Source organism: Siphonobacter curvatus, assembly GCF_002943425.1.
Classification (GTDB): domain Bacteria; phylum Bacteroidota; class Bacteroidia; order Cytophagales; family Spirosomataceae; genus Siphonobacter; species Siphonobacter curvatus.
The window spans coordinates 2,537,591-2,562,000 of the sequence record NZ_PTRA01000001.1; the positions used below are offsets into that span (position 1 = coordinate 2,537,591).

13 protein-coding genes are annotated in these 24,410 nt (G+C 50.0%); 5 read left to right on the forward strand and 8 right to left on the reverse strand.

What is annotated here, in order from left to right; translation table 11 throughout:
* Window position 1: 1 nt before the first annotated feature.
* The 4 genes from C5O19_RS10540 to C5O19_RS10555 form a co-directional block, all read right to left on the reverse strand.
* A complete protein-coding gene (locus C5O19_RS10540; RefSeq protein WP_104711958.1) occupies window positions 2-1,348 on the reverse strand; it encodes a vanadium-dependent haloperoxidase in 1,347 nt (448 codons plus the stop codon).
* Window positions 1,349-1,367: 19 nt separating this feature from the next.
* The gene (locus tag C5O19_RS10545) at window positions 1,368-4,925 is read right to left on the reverse strand and encodes an FG-GAP-like repeat-containing protein (RefSeq protein ID WP_104714047.1); all 3,558 of its coding nucleotides are present in this window, start codon (window positions 4,923-4,925) and stop codon (window positions 1,368-1,370) included.
* Window positions 4,926-5,016: 91 nt separating this feature from the next.
* On the reverse strand, window positions 5,017-6,780 hold the full coding sequence (locus C5O19_RS10550) for a RagB/SusD family nutrient uptake outer membrane protein (protein ID WP_394341770.1): 1,764 nt from the start codon (window positions 6,778-6,780) through the stop codon (window positions 5,017-5,019).
* Between the two features lie 47 nt (window positions 6,781-6,827).
* Window positions 6,828-10,076, reverse strand: a complete 3,249-nt coding sequence (locus C5O19_RS10555; protein ID WP_243406368.1) for a SusC/RagA family TonB-linked outer membrane protein — start codon at window positions 10,074-10,076, stop codon at window positions 6,828-6,830.
* Between the two features lie 518 nt (window positions 10,077-10,594).
* On the opposite strand from C5O19_RS10555, the gene C5O19_RS10560 reads away from it, so the two are divergent.
* Window positions 10,595-11,425, forward strand: coding sequence for a CvfB family protein (locus C5O19_RS10560; protein ID WP_104714054.1), 831 nt, complete (start codon window positions 10,595-10,597; stop codon window positions 11,423-11,425).
* A 274-nt stretch (window positions 11,426-11,699) separates the two neighbouring features.
* Here C5O19_RS10560 and C5O19_RS10565 read toward each other — a convergent pair whose 3' ends face one another.
* Complete coding sequence (locus tag C5O19_RS10565) at window positions 11,700-14,351, reverse strand: alpha-L-rhamnosidase (protein ID WP_104711960.1); 2,652 nt, start codon at window positions 14,349-14,351, stop codon at window positions 11,700-11,702.
* Window positions 14,352-14,491: 140 nt separating this feature from the next.
* A complete protein-coding gene (locus C5O19_RS10570) occupies window positions 14,492-14,938 on the reverse strand; it encodes a hypothetical protein (RefSeq protein ID WP_133163344.1) in 447 nt (148 codons plus the stop codon).
* Window positions 14,939-15,059: 121 nt separating this feature from the next.
* On the opposite strand from C5O19_RS10570, the gene C5O19_RS10575 reads away from it, so the two are divergent.
* Window positions 15,060-16,682, forward strand: a complete 1,623-nt coding sequence (locus C5O19_RS10575; RefSeq protein ID WP_104711964.1) for a T9SS type A sorting domain-containing protein — start codon at window positions 15,060-15,062, stop codon at window positions 16,680-16,682.
* A 72-nt stretch (window positions 16,683-16,754) separates the two neighbouring features.
* The gene (locus C5O19_RS10580) at window positions 16,755-18,788 is read left to right on the forward strand and encodes a thioredoxin domain-containing protein (RefSeq protein WP_104711966.1); all 2,034 of its coding nucleotides are present in this window, start codon (window positions 16,755-16,757) and stop codon (window positions 18,786-18,788) included.
* Between the two features lie 112 nt (window positions 18,789-18,900).
* Here C5O19_RS10580 and C5O19_RS10585 read toward each other — a convergent pair whose 3' ends face one another.
* Entirely contained in the window at window positions 18,901-20,001 is a 1,101-nt protein-coding gene (locus C5O19_RS10585; RefSeq protein WP_104711968.1) for an endonuclease/exonuclease/phosphatase family protein, read from the reverse strand.
* Window positions 20,002-20,163: 162 nt separating this feature from the next.
* Here C5O19_RS10585 and C5O19_RS10590 point away from each other — a divergent pair, with 162 nt between their 5' ends.
* Together C5O19_RS10590 and C5O19_RS10595 are read left to right on the forward strand one after the other, a co-directional pair.
* A complete protein-coding gene (locus C5O19_RS10590) occupies window positions 20,164-21,540 on the forward strand; it encodes a Gfo/Idh/MocA family protein (RefSeq protein ID WP_104711970.1) in 1,377 nt (458 codons plus the stop codon).
* Window positions 21,541-21,582: 42 nt separating this feature from the next.
* The gene (locus C5O19_RS10595) at window positions 21,583-22,206 is read left to right on the forward strand and encodes a 2,3-bisphosphoglycerate-dependent phosphoglycerate mutase (RefSeq protein WP_104711972.1); all 624 of its coding nucleotides are present in this window, start codon (window positions 21,583-21,585) and stop codon (window positions 22,204-22,206) included.
* On the opposite strand, the gene C5O19_RS10600 is transcribed toward C5O19_RS10595, so the two are convergent.
* Window positions 22,203-24,269, reverse strand: a complete 2,067-nt coding sequence (locus C5O19_RS10600; protein WP_165795999.1) for a response regulator — start codon at window positions 24,267-24,269, stop codon at window positions 22,203-22,205. The two genes, C5O19_RS10595 and C5O19_RS10600, sit on opposite strands and share 4 nt — an antisense overlap.
* Window positions 24,270-24,410: the final 141 nt, after the last annotated feature.

A 24,410-nucleotide genomic window follows, 5' to 3' on the forward strand; every position in this document is an offset into this window, starting at 1 on the left:
GTTATCGCTGGGCCAGCGAAGCCGACAAGCCGGTTTTGAGTAGTAACCAGGAACCTACTTTTTTGCCCTGCTCCATACCGCGTTTACAGGAAAATTCGTAATGAATTCCGCCGTACATCCGGCTGATGCCCGCCTGTTCAGCGGCTTCCATGAAGGAATGGAAGCTGCGTTCGCCGTGGCCGTATTCTTTCTCCGTCGTATCGTGAAAGGCAAAATTTGCTCCGTACAACTGGCTCAGCACCGAAGCCGCCGAAGCAGAGATTACGCTATGGCCGGAGGTGTATTCAGGAAAAGGAGGCGTTTGTAAATACGACTCCCAGCGAGGATTCAGAAACTTATCAATCACGGTCACGGGTCGCAGGTATTCACTGCGGTACTTCTCGTCCCAGCAACTAATGAAACCGTCGAGTAAAGCCGACGCCGTCAGGGCGTATCCTTGAGCCGATTTCACCCAATTGGCTTTGGTCTGGCGAGCCGCCAGTCCTGCAATGGCCATCCAGTGTCCGCCGGGCGTCATCTTTTTCCGGCCAATCATTAAATGGCCCGAATGCTGGGACACAAACGGATTGTCATCCCAGAAACGAGCAATGGCTTTTTTCTCCTCATCCAGTGCATTTCCGGTTTCATACACCTTGACGACCTCTTTCCAGAACGGACTCTGCGGATTGCGGCTGTACGGATAGGGCCGTTCAGGCTTGAACTGACTCGCCGAGTCCATGCCCATTGGTGAAATGAGTCCCCAGTAAGGTTCGACGGCATCGGAATAATCGGGCGGTGTCGGGAGCCATTTGTCTTCAATATCCTGTTTGATGCTGTACCGTTCCATACCGCGGGTTTCCTTGTAATGGTCTTTCGCCGCTCGCTCCATGATCTTCTTCGCAATTTGCTCCCCAAAAGCGATGGAGCGTTCGTAGGTTGGCTTGTCCACGGAAACACGGAAACGTTCCAGCAGCCGAGCTTCAAATTGCCGGATGGTATCTTTGGAAAACGTCAACTTCTCAGCTACGAAACAAAAGGCCTTTACCCCGGCTAGCGTATAAGCGTACGACTGGCCCGCCTCGGGTTTCGGCATGGCCGGAAAATCGTTGAGATGCTGGGTCAGTGAAGGCTGGCTGGAGTCTTCGAACCGTCCGGCCTCGTAAGCGGCCAGAGCAGTATACGTGTAAATTCGACTGGCTACGGGCGGAGAAAAAATGTCGTACACGATGACATCGGTCAGTTTCTTGACGCAGCTATGTACACTTTCCGGGCTTTTGGGATCCAGCGTTTGTACCCGTGACGTAGATTGGCAGGCCGTCAGTAAGCCCCCCAACAGTAGCAACAGAAGAAAGGGTTTGTAATGATTCATAGGTCAGGAATTGAGGGAATTACCAAAGCTTACGGGAGCTGCCTTTGGCAGAAATTGCCTGGGCATGAACCAGTTGTGAATTTTTCAGTACTAAGGCCGAAGACTGCGAATAGAACGAGGAACCCAGCGGCACTTCCATCCGTCGGGACTGCTTGTTTTTCAGCGTCAGTACTACCGTTTCATCCCTGGGAGACAGTCGAACGACGGGCTGGGGCTGACGAAGCCGAAAACACCGCAGACGATCCCGGTTTTGCGTAGCCATCAGGCAGTACTGCCCTTTCGCATCCAGAAACTGAACCAGTCCCTTGGCATCACCCGGAATCAGTAGTCCGCTTTCAGCCGGTGATACCGCCCGCAAGCCTCCCTTTCCGTTACCCAATAACAGTAAACCCTGAAAGGCATCGTAACGGCCCATGGTTAGCTCATTGCCATAATCGTTTCCGGCCAGCAGCACGTCCAGATTGCCATCGGCGTTAAAATCTTCGATAACCAGACCAAATACCGGAGCGATCTGAGCCAGCATGGGCAGTGGTTTCACCACGAACGTACCGTTTCCCTGGTTTTCAATATAGCTTGATTTAGAATAATTTGCCTGCAATACCAGAGCATCTTTTCGTTCCTCGGCACTCAAGAACTGATCCATCGTCAGGTCAGCGTAGGTTTTGTAATTGGGAGCTTTGGCCCGTGTACCAATCAGTTGCTTCACCATATCATCGCGTACGTGGAAGGGATATTCCTGATAAGTACCCCCTTCTTTTTCCGGATAATACACGCTGGGAATTACGTCATAACTACCGTTTTGGTCAAAATCTTTCGCGTACAGGCGGGCGGGTCGCTGCTCAGAAACCCGCAGCAGATTGTTTTCACCCAGATTCCCTGCGATGTAATCGATGTCGCCGTCGTTGTCGAAATCTCCCGAACTTATTGAATTCCAGAAACCTACGTAGGACTCCAGCCCCGTATTCGCCCGAGCCAACGCTCCTTTTGTATTCTTCAGTAAGGTCAGAGGCATGTACTCACCGGCGAGTAATAAATCCGGCCAGCCATCCCGGTCCGGATCAGTCCATAACGCATCGCACACCATGCCGATGTTGACCAAGGCCGGAGCCAGCTGCGGCGTTACGTCGGTGAACAACACCTTACCCTTTTGGGAATCATTTCTCAAAATGCGACTGGAAACTGGTTTCGGAAAGGCTTCCGGTTCAACGCGACCACCCACGAACAAATCCAGATCCCCATCTCGGTCAAAATCAGCGGCTTTCACGCAGGAACCACTGATTCGCTCGGCGGGCAAGGCACGCAGGTTTCGCTGGAAACCTCCCTTGCCATCATTGAGGTACAAGCGATCCTGAAAACTTTCGCTGCCGGCGTGGGCTTCACCTCCCCCACTGACAATGTACAAATCCAGATCACCATCGCCATCCGCATCGAAAAGTAAGGTACCCGCGTCTTCCGACTGCTTAGCGTCACCCCAAGGGTCCGCCTGGAGAGGCATCGGTTGAAAACCGCCCGTGGCTTTTTGGAGCAGGAAGGTTCCCTGCTGTCTTCGCGAACCGCCCATAAACAAGTCATCGAGGCCGTCACCGTTGACATCCCCCACAGCAATGGAAGGTCCAAACTGTGAAAATTTGTGGGGTGCCGTTTTCTGTACGTTGAAGTCGATGTAATCCCGTTCGGTATGTTTATAGGGAATGGCCAGCGTGTCGTCAATGGCTTCAAACAGCGTAGGCCGGGGGGCCGGAGTATTGCGTTTCTGATGAGCATTCCGTATGTCGAGAGTTACGACCTGATCGACAGGCAGGTTACGAAGCGTTTGGGAACGTCCATTGGGCCAAGTAACGGTTAATTCCCGAACGCTGGTCTGCTTGCCCAGCCCGAAATGCCCCGCCGCTTCCATACTCGACAGATAGCCGCGATAGATGGTGTGCTCGTACATCTGCTGCTGATCTTCGCCGTAGCGGATCTCCACCTGGGCTCCCAGACCCATCGGATTCTGGCCTTCGCCTTTAAACTTCACCCGAAGAAAATGATGATCTTTCGTTTTGTTTTCCGTCAGATTGTTTCGGTACACAAAAGCCGAATCGTTGATATTGCTGACTACCCAATCTAGGTCACCGTCATTATCCAGATCGGCGTACGCGGCCCCGCTGGAAAAGGTCGGCTGGGTCAACCCCCAGGTTTCGGCCTGATTGGTAAAGGTCAGGTTTTGATTATTCTGAAAAGCATAATTGCGGATTTTCACCTGCGGGATTTCGTGCAGCAACAAATCCGAACCCGCGATGGAACCCACATCGGCCCGATAGGCCACGAAGTCGTGATCTGTAATGTCTTTCGGATAGCCGTTTGTCACGATAATGTCGCGGTAGCCGTCCTGATCAAAATCGGCCACTAATGGCGTCCAGCTCCAGTCCGTTTCCGCCACGCCCGCCAGCATGGAAATATCAGAAAATACCGGACGGCGTTTACCCGACGCGTCCGGAACCAGCCCTTGATTTAATTGTAAGGTATTGCGAACATATTGGTACTGATATCCAAAGATTTCATTGTTGATGTAGGTCTGGTAACTGGCCGGATTCAGAAACATTTTTTTCCGGTAATTGTCCTCGGGCAGCATATCCAGAGCGATGATCTCGGGCTGACCGTCATTGTTTAGGTCGGCAATATCCATACCCATGGCCGAGGCACTCGTATGCTTCAGATACTCCGCCGAGCGATCCGTGAAGGTACCGTCCTGGTTGTTAATCCAGAACAGGTCATTGCTGATGTAATCGTTAGTTACGTAGATGTCTTTCCAGCCGTCCTGATTGATGTCGCAGATATTCAGGCCCAGTCCATATCCTTCAATCGTGATTCCGGCTTCTTTCGACACATTTTTAAACACGGGATGGCCCAAAACCGGATCCGTCCCTTCGTTTCGGTACAGTCGGTCGGTGTTAGAGGCTGAACCGTCCCGGTGTTTGTAATGAAAATTATTGGGATGCCGCTCGGGCTCCATTTCGTTGGTTAATACGTACAAATCCAGGTCGCCGTCATTGTCGTAGTCGAAAAAAGCCGCGTTGGTCGAATGACCGCTGTCGGCTACGCCATAGGCCTGGCCCATTTCCCGAAACGTAGGCGTCCCCCCAGGCTGACAGGTTTGATTGATGTATAATAGATTTTCCCGCCGCTCGGGACTTTTGCTAACCGTCGCACACACGTACAAATCCAGCCAGCCGTCGGCGTTGATATCTACCACGGCTACTCCCGAGCACCAGCGGCCTTTGCCCTCTACACCCGCTTTTTGCGTAATATTTTCAAAAGTCAGATGTCCCTTATTCAGGTACAACTGGTTAGCCACCTGATTACCCGTAAAGTACACGTCCGCCAGACCATCGTTATTGAAATCGCCAATACCTACGCCCGCACCATTATACGTGTACTCAAAATCGAGCACGTTGATGGAATCATTCTCTACAATTCGGTTGGCAAAGGTGATGCCCGTATCAGCGGCGGGCAGGTTACTGAATAGCGGCTGATCACAAGCCGCAAGGCCCCCCAGCAGTCCGGCTAGTCCTACCCAAACGGATAATTGTTTCATTCGTAAAAAGGTCATTCGGGAAATAGTGCCAGGTTAGGAATGGATAAAACCCCGCGAATGCAAATCCGCGGGGTTAAAGGGTTTGGTCTACTCAATAACCGGGATTCTGCTTCAGTACGTCCTGTCCCTGCAAGTCGATCTGAGCCTGCGGAATGGGCGAGTATTCATCCTGATTGGTGGTGAATTTCGCTCCCCCCAATGCACCCGATAACTTCCGGCCTTCGTAAGTGAGGTACGCATTGAGTTCCGTAGCCGCCGTTTTCCAGCGAACCAGATCAAAGAAGCGATGGCCTTCTCCCGAAAGCTCCAGTTTGCGTTCAAAACGAACGGCGGTACGAGCCGCGGCCTTGTCGGTCCAGGCGGTATCGTAGGTGCCGATTACGTATTTGGCAGCGTCGGAGCCGTTGCTTCGTTTCACAAAACCCGCCGAATTGGCCGCCCGTTTGCGTACCAGATTGACATACTCGCGGGCTTTTTCCAGCGATCCCACTTCAATTTCGGCTTCGGCTGCCATCAGCAATACATCCGCGAAACGGAGAATGGTGAAGTTAATGGCCGTGTAACCGGGCGTCCAGGAGCTGTTATCCTGCAAAGAACCTACGTCTGACTTGTAGTACACGTATTTTTTCGGAGAATACGGTCCGCCGTACGACTGTTCCCGAATCCAGTCTTTGCCGGGAAAATCCTGCCAGTCGAGATACGGAATGCCCCGGCGACCAATCGAGTGATCGATTCGCGGATCGAGGTTGCCCGCGTCGGGTGTAAAGCTCTGGCTACTTTCCAGACCCATGTCCGTTTTCACCTCATTTCCCGCATTATTGTATGATCCATCCAGCAAAGGCAATCCTTGGGCAGTGGTACGGAAAGAGTTGGCCAGCTCAAAGCTCGGCTGGAAGAAGCCGCAGCAATTACCCGGACCAGCCGTTCCCGTATTGTAAGGGAAGTTCAGGTCAAATTCCGGGTTCGCGTTATTGACGTTGCCCGTATTAGCCGCCGCCTGAATAGCAAAGATGGATTCTTCGTGGTTGTCGTTTGAGGCCTTGAAGATGTCGGAATACTTGGCTACCAGTCCGTATTTCTTGCCATTACTGGTTTTCCCATTCGCAATAATCAGGTCGTACAACGCTTTCGCCTCACTGAATTTGGACTGGTACATATACACCTTGGCTAAGTACGAAGCGGCCGCCCACTTGTTGGCCCGACCTACGGCCCCCTGCGTTTCCGGCAGGTTTGCGTAGGCGTACTTGAAATCCTCTTCAATTTTAGGCCAGAGGTCGGCGTTGTTAGGCACTTTTTCGATTCCCGTTCCGTAGTCAATGCTCTCATCGACGTAGGGCGTATTGCCAAATTCCCGCTTCAATTCAAAGTAATAATGGCCCCTTAAAAATCGCGTTTCGGCGGCGATTCGCTTCTGGTCCGCTTCGGGAATGGCGGAACCCGCCTTTGCCATGATTCGCAGTACCGCATTGGCCCGGGCCACGCCTTCGTAATTGCCATTCCATTTGTCCTGTACCGGTACGCTCGTCGTAATCGTTTCGAAGCGTTGAATCGGATTGATATCGGTGTAATCCCCCGGGTTTGTGCCCTTGTTGGCATCCCCACCCCGAATGCTACCCCAAAGCCAGTTGCTGGCACTCGCCAACCGCGTGGACCGTCCGTTGAGCTGAGCGTATACGGCGATGAGCTGGCCATCGAGTCCCTTGGTGGTGGCCAGTTGTGAATCCGTCAGTGCACCCGTCGCTGGAATTTCCAGAAAGTCGTCTTTACAAGACCAAACCAGGGCGGTTGTGGCCAAAATCAGGGTCGCCAGTGCAGTGCGTTTCTTTGTTAAGAGTTGTATGGTATCACTCATCATAGTGTTCGATAAGAATAGTTTTCCTTTTGTTACCAGAAGGCTCCCGATTAAAAAGCAAGGTTGATACCGGCTACCCAACTACGGGTTACGGGGTAGTTTCCAACGTCAATACCGAAATTGGTATCGGCGTTGCCCCCTACGGCTGGGTCCAGACCCTGATACTTGGTTATGGTAAAGAGGTTATTCGTTGAGATGTAAATTCTCAGTTTCTGCATCCGCAGCTTACTCAGCGTGGGTGCGGGCAGTGTATAGCCTAGGGAGAGGTTCTGTAAACGCAGGTACGAACCATTTTCTACGTAGAACGAGTTGGATTGCGTGTTGGTAGAGAAGTTCGAGGCACTTTCGAAAATGGGGATGCTTGCGTTCAGGTTATTAGGCGTCCAGGATTCTTTCACCCGTTCGCTGATGGCTGCTCCGGCGAATGAAGGATAGAAATCCGTAAACCACTTCGATACGTTGAACACTTTATTACCCAGCGACGTATAGAGATAGGTTACAAAATCGAAGTTTTTGTAACGCAGAGTCAGATTCAAACCACCCACAAACTTCGGTACCGGGCTGCCCAAATAAGTACGGTCATCGGCATTGATTACGCCATCGTTGTTAAGGTCCTGGTAGCGGAAGCGTCCGGGACCGGCACCATCTTGTTGCGGAGCCCCATCTACTTCGGCCTGATCGCGGAACAGGTTCGTTACTTTGTACCCGTAGAACGAGGAGATGGAGTAGCCCAATTGGTTACGGATGGGATTGATTCCCCGGAAACCTGGGTTTACCGAAGTAAGGTATTTGAGCCCCTGAGCCAGCGAAACGATTTTATTGTCCAGCCAACCCGCCGTTACGTTTACTTCGTAATTCAGATCACTGGTGATTTTTCCCCGATTGATGATTTGCAGGTCAATACCCTGGTTCCGCATCTGACCCGAGTTTACGTAGGGCAGCTGAGCAGAGGAACCCACTTCGGCAGTAACAGGAACCTGGAATAATAAGTCTTTCGTATTTTTCCGCCAGAGGTCCAGAATAACATCCAGTTTACCATCGAACAACGTAGCATCAAAGCCAATGTTGGAGGTAACGCTGCTTTCCCATTTAGCAAAAGGGTTCCCGATTTGCGAGCGGTAGTAGCCTTCGAGTGTACTGGAATTGGTACCGTTCAAATCGTACGCCGACTGGCCCAGGGTAGTAGCGTACAAGCTATACTGGTTGGTGGGGTTTACGTTGTTCGAGTTACCCATGATACCCCAGCCTCCGCGAATTTTCAGATCCTGTAGAAAGCCGACATTTTTCAGGAAAGGTTCTTCCGAGATTCGCCAGGCAGCCGAGAAGGCGGGAAATACCCCAAACCGATTAGCGGCAGCGAATTTAGACGAACCATCGCGGCGAACCAGCCCCGTCACCACGTATTTCCCTTCGTTGAAGGAGTATTTCAGGCGACCAAACAACGAGTAGAACGTAGCTCCCCGGTACAAGTCACTGTTAGCCACCCGCGAGGATACGTTAGTGATTGTAACATAATTTTTATCAATCGAGAATGGACTCTGACCGGAAGTACGGTTTTCGCGACCCGCTCCCGTATTCAGTGCTTCCTGCCCTACCAGTACATCGAAGTTATGCAGACCGAAGTCTTTTTTAAAGTTGGCCGTGTTCGTGAACGTCCAGGCAAAGTTGAAGCCGTAGGTTTCGTTGTAGCTGAAGGCCGAGTTGTTTTCCGAGTTTTCGTACTGACGACGGTTGTAACCCCAGTTACTATAACCCGTATAACTTCCTCCAATGCTACTCCGCAGGGTTAAATTCTGAATGGGGTCAAATTCAAGGTACGCGTTGCCAAAAGCACTGGCACCAAAGCCCCGGTTGTCTTTCTGACCATCCCGCGAGGCCACGGGGTTACGGGGGTTGTTGAAGCCCTTCGCCGCCGTACCCGCATAACCCCCGAATACGTCGTAAATGGGAATGATGGAGGGCATCCGGAACGCCGAGAGAATATCATTTTCATCCGCGGAAACCCCGGCTCCACCGTTTCCTCCCGACTGACCGAGCACCTGCCGGTAGGTAGCCTGGAAGTTCTGGCCGATGCGAAGGTTTTTCAGCACATCAAATTCCGTATTGGCCCGTATGCTGTACCGCTTGAAATCGTTGTATTTCAGGATACCCGCTTGCGTCTGAATACCCAGGCCTACGTAGTAACGACTGGATTCGGTACCACCCGAAAAACCCAGTGAGTGCCGCATCAGCGGAGCAGTACGAGTAATGGCTTTGTACCAATCCGTACCCTGCCGATTGGTGGCTACCACCTGATAAATATCGCCCGCATCAAAATTGACATTGTATTTGGCCCGTTCCGCATTCAGATCAATGTTACCCACGACGCCATAATTCTTTCCTACCATCAAATAGTCCGGAATAACGGGGTTCGCTCCATTCCCAAATTGCGGGTGAGTCCATTCATCATCGCCTACCTTCCAGCCGTTGTTCCGGTATGCATTCCAGGTCCAGTTGGCGAAATCCGTGGGATTCATCATTTGCTGACCTTTGCCGGGATCCGTCAAGCCAAATAAACCATCATACGTAACGGTTAATTTCCGGGCCTGCCGCTGACCTTTCTTCGTCGTATAAACGATTACCCCACTGGCCGCCCGGGCTCCGTAGATGGAAGCAGAGGCTGCATCCTTTAATACGGTAGTCGACTCAATATCGTCAGGGTTTAGAAACTCGGTAGAGCTGGTTGGTACTCCATCAACGATGTACAAGGGTTCGTTGCCGCCAAAGGCACCAAAGCCCCGTACCCGCACCTGACTGGTCGTACCGGGCTGACCATTGGTGATAACGGTTACCCCCGCTACCCGTCCCTGCAACTGTTGCTCGACGTTACCAGAAGGCGTTACGGTCAGATCTTTAGTTTTTACGGTGGAAACGGCCCCAGTTGTTTCCCGACGGCTATCCGTCGTATAACCCGTAACCACTACTTCATTCAGCGAAGCGGCTTCTTCCTGAAGCGTGACATCGATACGCGTTTGATTGCCAACGACGATTTCTTGCGTTTTATAGCCAACGGCTGTAATCAGCAATACGGCATCCGTAGAGGTAAGGGTTACCGTAAACTCGCCGTTCGTGTTCGTATTGGCCCCGCTGGTGGTGCCTTTTATTAACACACTGGCTCCGGGAATGGGTTGGCCCGATGGCTCTACAATCTTACCCGTCACTTGACGGTTTTGAGCCCAGGCTTCTGCCACCCCACAAAGTAATCCCAGAAGAGTAAGTATAAATACTACCCTTCCTAACTGGTATAAGTGGTTCATCATGGTAATTGTATTAGGTTTTGAAGCTTTACTTCACAATTTTATCCAATTATTCAACACAAGCAACAATACTTTTAAAATATTTTTATAATTAATTATACTATACCAATTTATAATGATTCTTTGTAAGATAAAATCCTATAAAACGTCGACGTTTCGTAAAAAATTAGCTGTCTAACCATTTCTTGATATACTTATTTAACTATAGATAATGTCCTAAAAATCAGAAATTAACGATTTATATGTATGGAATTATTTTATTTGACTTAAATCAATGATCATATACAATGTACAATTTTAGCTTTTATTAACATTCACCTCTACCTCAAACTGGGGGAGCCTATAGAATTCGATTCAGGGTGCTAGGACAATGTCAAGTACACGCTAACTGCTATACGTACCTCGGGTATGAAAGTGAGGAATGAATAAATGAATGGTGCGTAATGCTCATTCCTGACCAAAAAAGAAGAACTTTGCAGCAGGAATTGTACAACCCAGGGTTGTACCTCAATGATCGTTTTATGATTTCTGTAGGAAAAAAAAATACACTGACGGCCCTCCGACTCACCAGCGTAGGAATGTTTTTAGGCAATGGTGAAGATGAATTACTTCTACCCAACAAATACATCCCGGAAGGGCTGGAAGAGGGGGATGAGATCGAAGTATTCGTGTACCGCGATTCGGAGGACCGGCTCATTGCTACCACCTTACAACCGTATCTGGAATTATACGAGTTTGGCGTGCTGAAAGTGAAATCGGCTGGTAAGTTCGGGGCTTTTCTGGACTGGGGACTGGAGAAAGATCTGCTGGTACCCTTCAGCGAACAACTGCATCCCTTGCAGGAAGGTGAATCGGTCGTGGTGGCACTCGTACCAGACGTAGAGACCGATCGCCTCATTGGTACCTGCAAAGTGGGTCAGTATCTGGAATACGAACGCATTCCCTTCGCTCCCGGCGATGAAGTGGACCTGTTGATCTACGAACGCAGTGACCTGGGTTATAATGCCATCATCAACAATCATTACCGGGGTTTGATTTACTACAACGAGGTATTTCAGCCGCTGACCATTGGCGATAAAGTAAAAGGTTATATCAAGCAAGTACGGGTTGATAAATCCATTGACCTTTCTCTCCAACCGCAGGGGTACTACCACAGCATTGACGTCAATACGGAGAAAATTCTAAAGACGCTACAGGACCAAAGCGGCTTTCTTCCGCTTACGGACAATAGTGACCCTGCTGTGATTTATTCAACGCTGCAAATGAGCAAGAAGGCCTTCAAAAAAGCCATTGGAGCCCTGTACCGGGAGCGGGTCATTCGCCTGGAAGACGATGGCATTTACATGAATTGAGTTTTCAGTTGGAGTCGTTAGGGTTTGAGTTGTGGGTTTAGAGTTTCGAGTGGCCGCAGTTGTTTAGGGTTGGTGCGGTATTGCGTTGAGGCATTCGTTTCTACGCTCGTCTACTTCCGAAAGGGGCAACTTCAGGTATCCAGAAAAGTCCACTGGTTTTTTGTGTATGCACTGCTGCACACCTTTTTGAATGACTGGATCGGTTACGCATAAAAAATAAAAGGCTAGCCTGGATTAATCCGGGCTAGCCTTTTTTATACGGCTTGTAACCTATTTATTCTTCGATGACAAACGTATGATCGCCTGCTCCTACTTTGTAGCCTTCGCTCGGCTTTGTTACCGCTACCGGCTTGCCCGCTAAGGTTACTTTTTTCCCTTTCAGAAAAACAGAAGCCGTACTGTTGGCCGGAATACTAACCTTGTATTCGACGGTCTTACCGATCCGTTTCCAGGAAGAAACAATGCGACCATACGGACCCTCGTGCTGAGCTTCGAATTGCTCCAGCCCAGCTACGAAATTGGGATGTAGTAATACATTTTTGAAACCCGGCTGCGTCGGATCGGGCTTGATGCCTCCCAGCCCTTTGTAAATCCAGGCCCCAATTTCCCCGAACATAATATGGTTCAGTGAAATATCGGACTTGGCCTGAATGTCCCAATTCTCGTACAAGGTCGTTGCTCCATTTTTAATCCACCAGCCCCAGGAAGGATACTTTTCGTTGGAAGCCAGCGTGTACGCTACGTCCGCATGACCATTTTCGCTCAAGGCATTCAAAATGGCTTTCGTACCCAATAAACCTACGTCCAAAGCATTGCCATCGGCTTTCACCCGTTTCGCCAGATTGTCGGCCACTTTGGCTTTCAGGTTTTCAGGAACCACACCCCACTGCAAGGGTACGGCCAGTTCCGTTTGCAGGCCTGATCCATAGATACCTGTTTGCGAATTGAGGTATTTAGCATTGATGGCGTCCTGAATTTTCTTTGCCAACGCAGCGTATTTGGCCTGCTCTTCCGTTTTATTGAGTAACCCAGCCGCTTTGCTTAGAATCGTAGCATCAACGAAGTAATAGATACTCGACGTCAGCTCAACCGGCGACTTGGATTTTACCGGTACCCAATCCCCCAGGCCCCAGGTTGTCAGGCCCGAAGGAGCGATTTCCGTAATGTGATCGACGTATCGTTTGATGTTCTCGTAGTTATCAGACAACGGCTTGGCATCTCCGTAGAAGAGATACAGGTTCCAGGGAATGACCGCAATGGTACTCGTCCAGTCCGGACCGTTGGCCCAGTCGTAGCCCCAGCCGCTGGTGGGGATGATGGCTGGTAATACGCCATTGGACTGCTGCTCGTCGCGGTGGTCGGCCAGCCATTTTTCGTAGATGGTAATGCCATCGAAGCTGTACAATCCCGTTTCGATAGCAATTTGTCCGTCGCCCGTCCAGCCGTTTTTCTCCCGTTGGGGGCAGTCGGTCGGATACCCGAACAGGTTGGACAAGTACGCATTGTTCGTGGCCGACCAGATTTTATCCAGCGTCGGATTCGAGGATTGCACCTGCCCTATCGGCGGCACATCACTGTGCATGAAATAAGCCGTCAGGCTGGCTGGCGTCAGTTCGAGATCCCGATCCTGCGACGTTACTTCCACGTACTGAAAGCCCTTATAATTAAAGCGGGGCATGAACGTATCTTCCCGGCCACTCAGGGTTACAATATCGGTCTGGAAAGGGTCCTGATTATCGGTGGGTCGATAGTGGGCGTCAATATTAGACAGGTCAACCCGACCGTTTTCGTACAAACGTTCGCCGTGTTTCAGGCGGACAACCGTACCCGATTTTCCCTTCACTTTCAATTCACTAACGCCCGCAATGTTTCGACCCATGTTATACACCCAGGTCGTATCGTTGAGCCGTACCAGCGAGGCCGTCCGGATTTCTTCGACGTTGCGAATCGGGTGCAGGGCCTGAGCGACAATATGTTGCGAAGGAGCGGGTCGATTTATTCCGTTTTTCCACTTCGAATCGTCAAAATCTGGCGTATTCCAGCCAGCCTGTTCCAACCGGGCATCGTAATGCTCGGCGGTGTAGATGCTATTGAATACAATCGGACTCAACGCCGTTTTCCAGGACGTATCACTTGAGATCGTTTCGGTACTGCCATCTTCATAGGTCACCCGTACATCCAGACAAAACGAGGGACGACTCCGCCAGGGAGCCTGATCGAAATACCATACCGCCGTTGACTGGTGATTGTACCAGCCATTTCCGAGCAGGATACCGATGGCATTTTTCCCTTCCTGTAGCTGTTTGGTTACGTCATAGGTCACATACAGGGTTCGGCGGTCAAACCGCGTGTACATGGGATCCAGGCGGTGATTACCAACTTTTTGACCGTTAATAAAGAGCTCGTACAGACCAGCGGCTGCCACATACGCCCGGGCCGAACGAATTTTCTTCGTCGTCTGGAAGGCTTTCCGAAAGTACGGGGCGGGCTTGATCTTACTATCGCGGGAATCCGAAATCCAGGAGCCTTTCCAGTTAAGCTGATTCATCAGGCCGGTTTCAAAACTCGCTACTGAGCTCAGGGGAGCAACTTTTCCGTCCTGATCCCACAGCACTACGGCCCAGTAATATTTGGTGTAGGGGTTCAGAGCTGGCCCCTTGTATACGGCCTGATTCAGACCAGAAGTAATTTTGCCCGATTGCCAAAGGGCTGCTTTCTGTACTTGCAAAGAATCGGTGCTCACAAAAAGCTGATACGCCGTTTGTCGGGCTCCGGGCCGTGAATCCTGCATGTGCCAGTTGAAGCGGGGTTGCGGAGCGTCAATGCCCAGCGGGTTTTTCAGGTGCTCGCAAGTCAGGTTTCCGCCTTGCTGAGCGTACAGAAACGTAGAACTACCAACCAGAAGGGTTGTTAAAAATGATTTCATAGGCAAGAGGACGTACGATTAAACTTCCGCAAGGTAACGTGTTTTAGGGGTAAAGCCGTACCGTACTTTCGGCCCGGCTGGTTATAGGAAAGCCCGAAAACGAATTTTCGGGCTTGGTAAATGATTCAAGCGACAATGTTCTATTTACCAGGAATAAATTCCAGATTGGCGGCCTGAGCTTTACCGTCCACCTGTACGTTCGCTTGCTGTAACGTCAGGCTGTTGCTGCTTAAGGTAACGAGTTTAAAGGCTCCGGCAAAACCACTGACATCAATATCCACTACCGTTTCGTCGGCATTCAGATACCAGGTTCCACCGTTGAGTACCTGCCCGCTTTCATTAAGGGCCCGTACGCGGTTATTGGTCTGAAACTGAATGGACATGGCATAAATCGCATCCGTAAATACCCCCAGACGGCTTCGGTCGATGACTTTACCATCCACGTCGGTCACCCGGTTGAGTTTCCAGGACGTATTGATCAGCATGTCTTCTTTAGCGGAAGTTTTTGGCTGGTCAGGGTCTTTTTTGCAGGAAGCAAACGTAAAGAGCACCAAGCTCAGTAATCCCAAAACGAGTGTTTTCATCATGAGCGTAGGAAAGGAAAGACGGGGACAAACTCCGTACTAACGTTCAGTCAAAAGTAGGGATTGCCTTTCCACTCTGCAAAAAGTGCCGTTATTTTGTTGCATTGAACCTAAATCTATCGGCTTGAAATCCATTTACGTTATTCGTCTGATTGCTTTTTGGGCCCTGCTGAACAGCTGCTTTCTTTCCGCCTTCTCGCAGAATTGTCCCGCTCCCACGTTTCAGCCTTCCACGCAAAATGGAGTCATCAACTGGCAGCAGTTCCCGGATTTCACCTTGCCTTTTACTTTGATTTATAGTGGACCACGGTTGAACGATACCCAGCAAACGCCCCTGCGTAAAGGATTTACTCACCTAGCAGCCTTTACCGGAGCGGACAGCAACCTGCCCAGGGCCAACCGGGCCTTGTTGTGGTACGGAACCGCTACGGGGATTGGTCAACCCTGGGATGTACTCGAATCGCCCTGGGCCAATGACCTCAACCGATACCGCGATAAATGGGCGGGCGAGATGCGAGCCTTTGCCAATTTGTTTAACGACTCGCGGGGGAAGGCCCTTCCGGAAACGGACATTCTCATGGCCGATATTGAGCGGCATTACAATACCAACGATAGTATTCTCAGTCTTAAACGCCGCAATCTGGTTCCGCCTCCGTATGGTCAGCTCAACGATGCGGCCTTTCTGACGCGGTACCAGCGGGATATGCAGAATTTGTATGCGGCTCCCCTGAACTACCTCCGGGAAAATGGCCTCAGTACTTCGACGAAACTTACCGCCTACGCCGATACGCCCATCCGAAATACGTTTTTGAATATCGACGGAAATAGCTGGCAGGACTGGACTAGCAACGTCGAACGCATCCATTATCTGACCAAAGACACGTTGACCAATACGGTGGGTGGTTCGTTCTATAACCGGCAGGATTTCCTGCTGCCGTCGGCGTACTACCTCTACGAGTATCCGAATCCTTACGCGGGTAATTATCTGGCGTATCTGCTTTTCCAGGTGGAAGCCAATAAAGCCTGGTCTTCGAAAGACATTATCCCGATTGTCTGGTTACGCTACACGGGGAACTGGATCAACCAGCCCATCCGCCCGTGGATGGCCGAAGCTACCGCCATTTTTCCGTTTTTTGCCGGAGCGAAAGGCCTGTGGCTTTGGGAAAGTCCGGGGAACTCGGGTACCAATGAGAATCTGGCGAATTATGAATATTTCGTTCAGGGGCTGTATCGCGTTTCCCAATTCAAAGACTTTTTTACGGGAGGAATGGCCTACACTCCCAAATCCGCCCGCGATCACTTTGCGGATCAGGACCCCATCTGGCGGGGCATCATCAAAAACAACCAGATCCTGATCGCCGCTCACAATCCGTATGCCGCAGAAAACGCGACTACTACGCTTACGGCGGAAGTCGGAAACTGGAAACAAACGCTCACCTTACGCGGTCGGGAAACGCTCCTGTGTACGTATGATCTACCCGAATCGGCATTGAGTCTACTGGATTTTAAACCCACCCCCAATCCGGCTTCAAACCAACTTACGCTCGATATTTTCTCTTCCCAGAATCGCAGCGTCCGCGTACAACTGGTGGCCTTGTCCGGTCAAACCGTACACGAGCAGTCGGTCAGCCTTGGGAGTGGTTCCACTACCCTACCACTTTCTGTACAAAATCTGGCTCCTGGCATGTATTTAGTACGGCTCTGGGATGGAACTCATTCCGTTAGCAAGCGGATTATCGTCCGTTAATTTCCGAGGAATCGTCAGCGGAACGCCGTCACTTCTCGATTTTTCATACGCTTTCATCTACCTTCTATTGCCATGAATCGCCTTGTCCACGAAAGTTCTCCTTACCTCCGTCAGCACGCCCATAACCCCGTCGATTGGTATCCCTGGGGGGAAGAAGCCCTGCGAAAAGCCCGTGAAGAAGACAAACCCATTCTAGTGTCGATTGGCTACTCGGCCTGCCACTGGTGCCACGTGATGGAGCGGGAATCCTTCGAGCAGGAGAGCGTAGCCCGGCTTATGAACGAACATTTTGTTTGTATTAAAGTAGACCGGGAGGAACGCCCGGACGTGGACGCCATTTACATGGATGCAGTACAGGCCATGGGCATTCGAGGCGGCTGGCCGCTCAATGTATTTCTCATGCCGGACGCCAAGCCTTTTTACGGCGGGACGTATTTTCCAGCCCGTAACTGGATGAGCATCTGCCAGCAAATTGGGGAAGCGTTCCAGACGCAGCGTCAGGCTCTCCAAGATTCAGCGGAAGGATTTACCAAGAACATGCATTATTCGGAAACGGAAAAATACGGACTGCCCGTACCGACGGGTCTGCCGGTTGACTTCACTCTGGAAGAACTCAAAACGACGTATACCAAACTCGCCGCTTCCTTTGATGTCGAACGCGGCGGTACGAACGGAGCCCCCAAGTTTCCGATGCCCGTGATCTGGCTGTTTGCCCTGCGGTATTTCCAGCAGACGTACGAACCGGAAACCATACAAGCCGTACGCCATACGCTCGATCGCATGGCCCTGGGCGGTATTTACGATCAGATTGGCGGCGGATTTGCCCGGTACTCCACGGATGGCGAATGGTTTCTGCCCCACTTCGAGAAAATGTTATACGACAACGCCCAGCTCCTGAGCTTGTATTCGGAAGCCTGGCTGGCGACGAAGGAACCGTTGTACAAACGGGTCGTGTACCAAACCGTCGAATGGCTTCAGCGGGAAATGACTCATCCCGAGGGTGGTTTCTATTCGGCACTGGATGCGGACAGCGAGGGAGAGGAAGGCAAGTTTTATACCTGGACGAAAACAGAAATTCTGGAAATCCTGGGGCCGGTCTGGGGTGAACTGGTGTGCGACTATTTCCAGGTTACCGAAGAAGGCAACTACCACGAAGAGTCGAGTGGACACGCGACGGGCAAGAACATTCTCTTTCCCCAGCGTACGCTCGAATCCTTTGAGCAGGAACACGAATTGATTTCCGGACAAATGGATGGACTTTTCGAGAAGTTACGGCAGGTTCGTGATTCCCGTATTCACCCAGGACTTGATGATAAGATTCTGACTTCCTGGAATGGTTTGATGCTGAAAGGACTCGTCGATGCCTACCGGACGTTTGGCGAAGGGGACTTTCTGGCTCTGGCTTTACAGAATGCTCAGTTCATCAAGGATCGTCTGCTGCAGGACGGACAGCTTTTTCATTCCTACAAAGAAGGTCAGGCCCGCATTCCGGGTTTTCTAGAAGATTACGCCGCCGTAGCGGACGCCTTTACCCATTTATACCAGGCCACCTTTGATGAAAGCTGGTTACGACTAGCTGAACAGCTGGCTGACTATGCCATTTCTCATTTCTGGGACGAAGCCGACGGTCTGTTTTTCTTTACCGATCGTACCGTTTCAGATGCCTTGATCGCCCGCAAGAAGGAGTTGTTCGACAACGTCATTCCTTCTTCCAACAGTATCATGGCGACGGCTTTGTACACGCTCAGTCTGCTGCTCGATCGGCCCGATTTTGGCGAGCGTTCCCATCAGATGCTGCAAAAAGTCAAAGGGCTATTAGCGAGTAATCCGGAGTTTTTACCCCACTGGGCCAGTCTGGCGAGTTATCACAGTACTCCCACCGTTGAAATCGCCATTGTGGGGCCACTCGTACAGGAATATCGTCGGCAACTGGAATCAAAATACTTGCCCAACAAGGTTCTTACGGGGGCTGAAGAATCCGGTACCCTCCCACTGTTACTGCACCGCGACTCAACAGAGGGTCGTACCATGGTGTATGTGTGCTACAACCGGGCCTGTCAGCTTCCCGTGGATTCGGTAGCGGCGGCCTGGGAGCTGGTGGGATAATTACTGGTTTTTAGTTGATAGTTGTTGATAAAAACGAAAAGGTAGTAAAGACCTGATGAGATAGGTCTCTACTACCTTTTTACAGGCAGCTTAGGTATTTTGAAACCTCCCTTTAGGTACCCAGGGGGTTTTTGTCGGGTTTGGATTCGCCGTCACTTTCCGTGTCGGCGTTAATTTTTTCCGTAATCAACTCTTTTTCTTCCGAGCTGGCTTCCAGTTCGTTTTGCTCCTGCTCCTGTTCGGCTTTCGGGTTATACGTCAGTTTTATGAACATCGGAAAGTGATCTGACTCGACACTGGGCAATCGCTGAAGCTGTAATAATTTAAAGTCCGACGAACAGAACACGTGATCGAGCGGAAAACGCAGAAAAGGAATCTTGGCGTGAAACGTACTGTAAAATCCCCTGCCCCGTCGGGGGTCTAGCAAGCCACTGGTTTTCAAGAACAGATCCGTCGTATAGCTCCAGGCCACGTCGTTCATATCTCCTGCCACAATCACTGGAATATCCGATTGCTTCGCTTGCCGCCCTACCATTAGTATTTCCTTATCCCGTTCGGTTGATCGTGGGTTTTCCTGCGGTACGGGCGGGGTTGGGTGCAGACAATACAGTTGAATGGGCTCGTCGGAACGTAACCAGACTTTGGCGTGAATGGATGGGATGTCCTCTTCCACCAGAAACTTCACCGACGCATCCGTCAGTTTCAACCGCGAGTACAGCAACATACCGTACGTGTTGTCAATCGGCTTGAGTACCCGGTGCGGATAGGATTCGTGCAAGGGCCGCATTTGTTCGGCCCACCACTGGTCCGTTTCGGCCAGCAATACAATATCGGGCTCCATCTGATCGATCAAACGCAGTAGTTTTTCCGATACCCGATTGTACTGATAAACATTCGAAATCAGCAGACTGATGCTACGGTCGGAATTGGTCTCCCGCTGACTCAACAACTGCTTTCGGGCCAGAAATGTATACGGAAAGAGCTGATAGAAAAGGTAAATGAGATTCAAACCCAGTACTCCCAGAGTAATCCAGGTCAGGGGCTGCGAGGTTTCTCCCCAGAAGGCCCAGAGTACAATGAAGAGTAAAGTCAGCACGAATTTCTGGCTGCGGGGATACTCGAAAACGCGAAAAGTCCAATGATCGCTTCGAATCAGGGGGATGAGCGAAAAAAGAACGATTACGTAAGAACCAATGGTTAAGGCAATTGACATATACTTAGAAAATACGAGCACGGCAGTTTGCTCTTGGGGTTAATCGTTCTTCTTTAAAAAAGTTTAAAAATTCGTTAGATAACTCTTTCTATGTCAAAGCAGAGTTGTATTTTACCCAGGTTTTAGTTACTCTGTCACGCTACCTCATTTACCTCATTCTTTATGAAAAACTCCCGGCGTACCTTTCTTCGAAACATGGGCGGCTCGGCGGCGGCTCTCTCGATGGCGTCCTGGATGCCCCTTGAGGCTCTAGGCTCGGCTTTCTCCCCCAATGATACGATTCAGGTCGGACTCATCGGAGCCGGCATCATTGGACACTTTGACGTGGATACCATCCTGCAGGTGCCCGGCGTAGAGCTGGTAGCTGCTTGCGACTTGTATGATCCCCGCCTGGTACGAGCTAAGGAAAAATGGGGTAACAACCTATTTACGACTCGTGACTACCGCGAGATTTTAGCCCGTCCGGATATCGACGCCGTCATTGTAGCCGTTCCTGACCACTGGCACGATCACATTTCCATCGCTGCTCTGGAGGCTGGCAAGCACGTCTATTGCGAAAAACCGATGGTTCATCACATCGAGGAAGGTGCTGCCGTAATCGCTGCCCAGAAAAAATCGGGAAAGGTATTTCAGGTAGGCAGTCAGGCTGCCAGTTCGGTAGGTGTGCTCGAGGCTCAAAAGTACATAAAAGACGGAGCTTTAGGAGAAATTTCTTTTGTCGAAGCCACCAATGATCGCGTGGACGCTTTGGGAGCCTGGCAATATACCATTCCTTTTGACCTGGACCCGAAGCAGGTAGACTGGGACCGTTACCTGGGGGATGCTCCGAAACGGCCTTTTGAGGCCAATCGCTTTTTCCGCTGGCGAAACTATAAGGAATATGGCACGGGCGTGGCGGGCGATTTATTTGTACACCTGCTCACCACGCTGCATACCATTACGGGCTCGACAGGACCCAACCGAATTTTTGCTTTAGGTGATTTAAATTACTGGAAAGATGGCCGCGACGCCTACGATCTCGTAACCGGTGTAATGGATTACCCGAAAACGGATCAGCACCCCTCCTTTCAGTTTTTCACACGAGTAAATCTGGCCGACGGCGGGGGTGGTTCCCACCGCAGCCGGATTGTAGGAACGGAAGGTTCGCTGGAATTAAATGGAGATGGCTTTGTGCTACGTCGCTTCAAACGCCCGCAAGCTCCGCCTTTCAGTCTGAACTACGACGCCCTGATCACCTACCCCAAAGCGATGCAGGAAGCCTTTTTGAAGGAATACGACGCCAAATACCCCAAGGATAAGTTTAGTCGTGGGGTCGAAAAACAAACCGATATTGTCTTCAATGCTCCCGAAAAATACAACGCTCGGCTGTCTCACATGGAAGTATTCGTGAAAGCCATTCGGGAAAATAAACCGGCCCTGGTTAAAGAAGATGCGACGTTTGGCTTGCGGGCGGCGGCTCCATCACTGGCCTGTAATTTGTCGGTAGAAAAGAAAAAGCCCATTGCCTGGGATCCTGATAAAATGAAAATTGTGGGATAAACCGAGAAGCTACTCCTTGGGGCGTGGCTTTTCTTTGTTACTATGAAAGATCGAATATTAGTACTGGTTCGGCACGGTCAATCCGAATGGAACCTTGAAAATAGATTCACAGGTGAAGTAGACGTGGAGCTTACCACCCACGGTCGGGACGAAGCCCGGCTCACGGCGTTAAAACTCAAAACCATTTCTTTTCAGGTCGCCTTCACTTCAGCCCTGAAGCGGGCCCAGGAAACACTGGCTATTATTCTCGAAGATATTCAGCAAACATCTATTCCCGTGCATCAGTCGGCTGCGTTGAATGAGCGTAACTACGGAGATTTGCAGGGACTCAACAAAGCCGAAACTGCCGAAAAATACGGTATCGAACAGGTGGCCTTATGGCGAAGAAGTTACGACGTAGCCCCGCCCGGCGGCGAAAGTCTGAAAATGACGCAGGAGCGGGTGCTACCTTACTACCAGCAAGAAATTGTACCCTGTTTACAGCAAGGGCAAAATGTGCTGATCGTGGCTCACGGCAATAGCTTGCGGTCCTTGGTGATGGCTCTCGAACACTTGAGTGAACAGGCCATCTCGCAGGTAGACATTCCGACGGGTGCTCCCCGCTTCTACCATTTCGATGAACACCTGCAACTGATCAAGGCCGATTACCTGACTGAATCGCATTAAACCATTACCGAGCTTAACGTTCTGTTCAAAACCGCTTTGAGGTCTTTTTCCACAAAGGGCTTATTCAGGAAGTCGTTCATGCCCAGTTTGTGGTACCGTTCCTGCTCTTCCGCGGTAATTTGGGCGGTGAAGCCGATAATGGGAATGGAGGCTTTCTTACCATCACCGTGGCTTCGGATTTGCCGCGTTAATTCGACCCCATCCATGATCGGCATCTGAATATCCGTAATGATCAAATCAAAGGGATGGGCGTCGAGCAACTCGTAGGCGACCTGACCGTTTGTAGCTTGCTGGAAGGTTACATTTTTCTTCTTCAAGATAGTACTGAGCAATAGCAGGTTCATTTTATTATCATCGACGATGAGTACTTGTTTTCCCTGCAGCAGCTCATGAATTTCATGTTCTTCGTTGGAGATGGTTTTCATTTCTGGTTGGGTGGTTGATCTCATTGGAATTTCAACGGAAAAAGTGGAACCTACCCCTAGTTCACTCGTTACTTTAATACTACCACCGGCTAGCTCCACAATGCGTTTGCAAATCGCCAGTCCCAGGCCTGTACCGACCGACCGCTCCACTTTTGAATCGTGTTCTAACTGTTGAAAATCATTAAAAATAATCCCTAGATTTTCTTTCGAAATACCGATTCCCGTATCTTTAATTTGAAAAGTCCAGAGTACCTGATCTCCCATAATTGGGGCCAGAGAAGAGCTTAAGGTTACTGTACCTTGCGTAGGAGTAAACTTGATGGCATTGCTTAATAAGTTCATCAATACCTGCTTCATTCGAAAGCCATCCCCTAGCAACGTAGTATCCGCATCAAAATGCAATTCGGTACGTAAAGTGATGTCCTTTTTATCGGCTTGAATACCAAGCATTGACCGCATTTCCTGGCAAATAAGGTACGGTTGAAAAGGTTTTTCACTTAATTCAATCTTGCCACTTTCGAGCTTTGAAAAGTCCAGAATGTCGTTGACAAGCGTCATCAGTATTCCCGAAGACGAACGAATGGCTTCCAGTTTGGGCTGTTGTTCTTTCGGCAAATCCGTTTTCACCATTTGCTCCGAAAAGCCAATAATGGAGTTAAGGGGTGTCCGAATTTCATGACTGATGGTAGCCAGGAAATCGCCTTTCATTTTGGCATACTGCGTTACTTGTCTACTGTACTGTAACAAGGAAATTTCGTTTTTGTAGAGTCTCCAAATGGTGTACAAGATACTGCACGTCAGGAAGAAAATGATGGCAATGCTGCCTTGGGAAAGTAGATTCAATTCCTGGACGTCCGTAAGCGTACCCGCCACTAGTTGCTTTCGCTGCTGTTCGGCCTCTTCTTCTTCACTTTGCTTCAAGCCAGTCAGTGTCAGTTGAAGTTTCGAAAAAATCAGTCCGTTCAGACGCAGTAATTCTTTCTCCGTTGCGTTTAGTTCTTTTCGATAGGCCAGCAAATCCTTATAGTAATTGTCCATCGCCCTCAGATTCGTTTCGTACATCGCGGTAGTTTCCTTGAGTAGAGAATCCGATTTATTTTGCGTTGATGAAACTTTGATCTGATTGTTATACGAGTTTTTATTACTGATTGCTTCGGCCAAACGACCCCACAGTTTTTTGCGGGAGCGTTCCTGCGTCACTTTAACTGAGTCGACTTTTACAACTTGCTCCGAACGTCTGACTTTCACCTTGGGTTTAGGCACCAGAATCGGTTGTTCTTCTCGGATAGCAATTTCCTTCGTAGAAAGAATCAATAAACTATCGGTAAGCGTTTTCAGGTAGGAAAATTCTTTATTTTTATCCTTTTTTTGCGTCAGCAGTTGGCTCACACCTGCCGGTAATGTCTTTTCATCTTTCTGCTTTTTAAATTCTTCCAGAATCTGCGATACCGTCGCAATTTGCGATACAAATTGACGATGATAGGACGTATCTCCGGTGACCGTAAACAATCGGCTATTATTTTCAGCGATGTACAGAATAGAGATACAGGTATCAATTTTCTGGTAGTTGTTTTTGATGTTACTCAGGCCCTCAATGTTGTGTTTAACTACGTTCGTTTTGTTCTTACGTACCAACACAATGAGGGCAAAAGTTGATAAGATAAGCAGTAGAAAAGCTAACCAAAGAAACCGTTTACCAACTGTTGTTTTTGTGTCTTTCTCCATCTCCCGTCAAACTAATACTACAAGCTTAGTATTTTATACTCAGTTATTTAAACT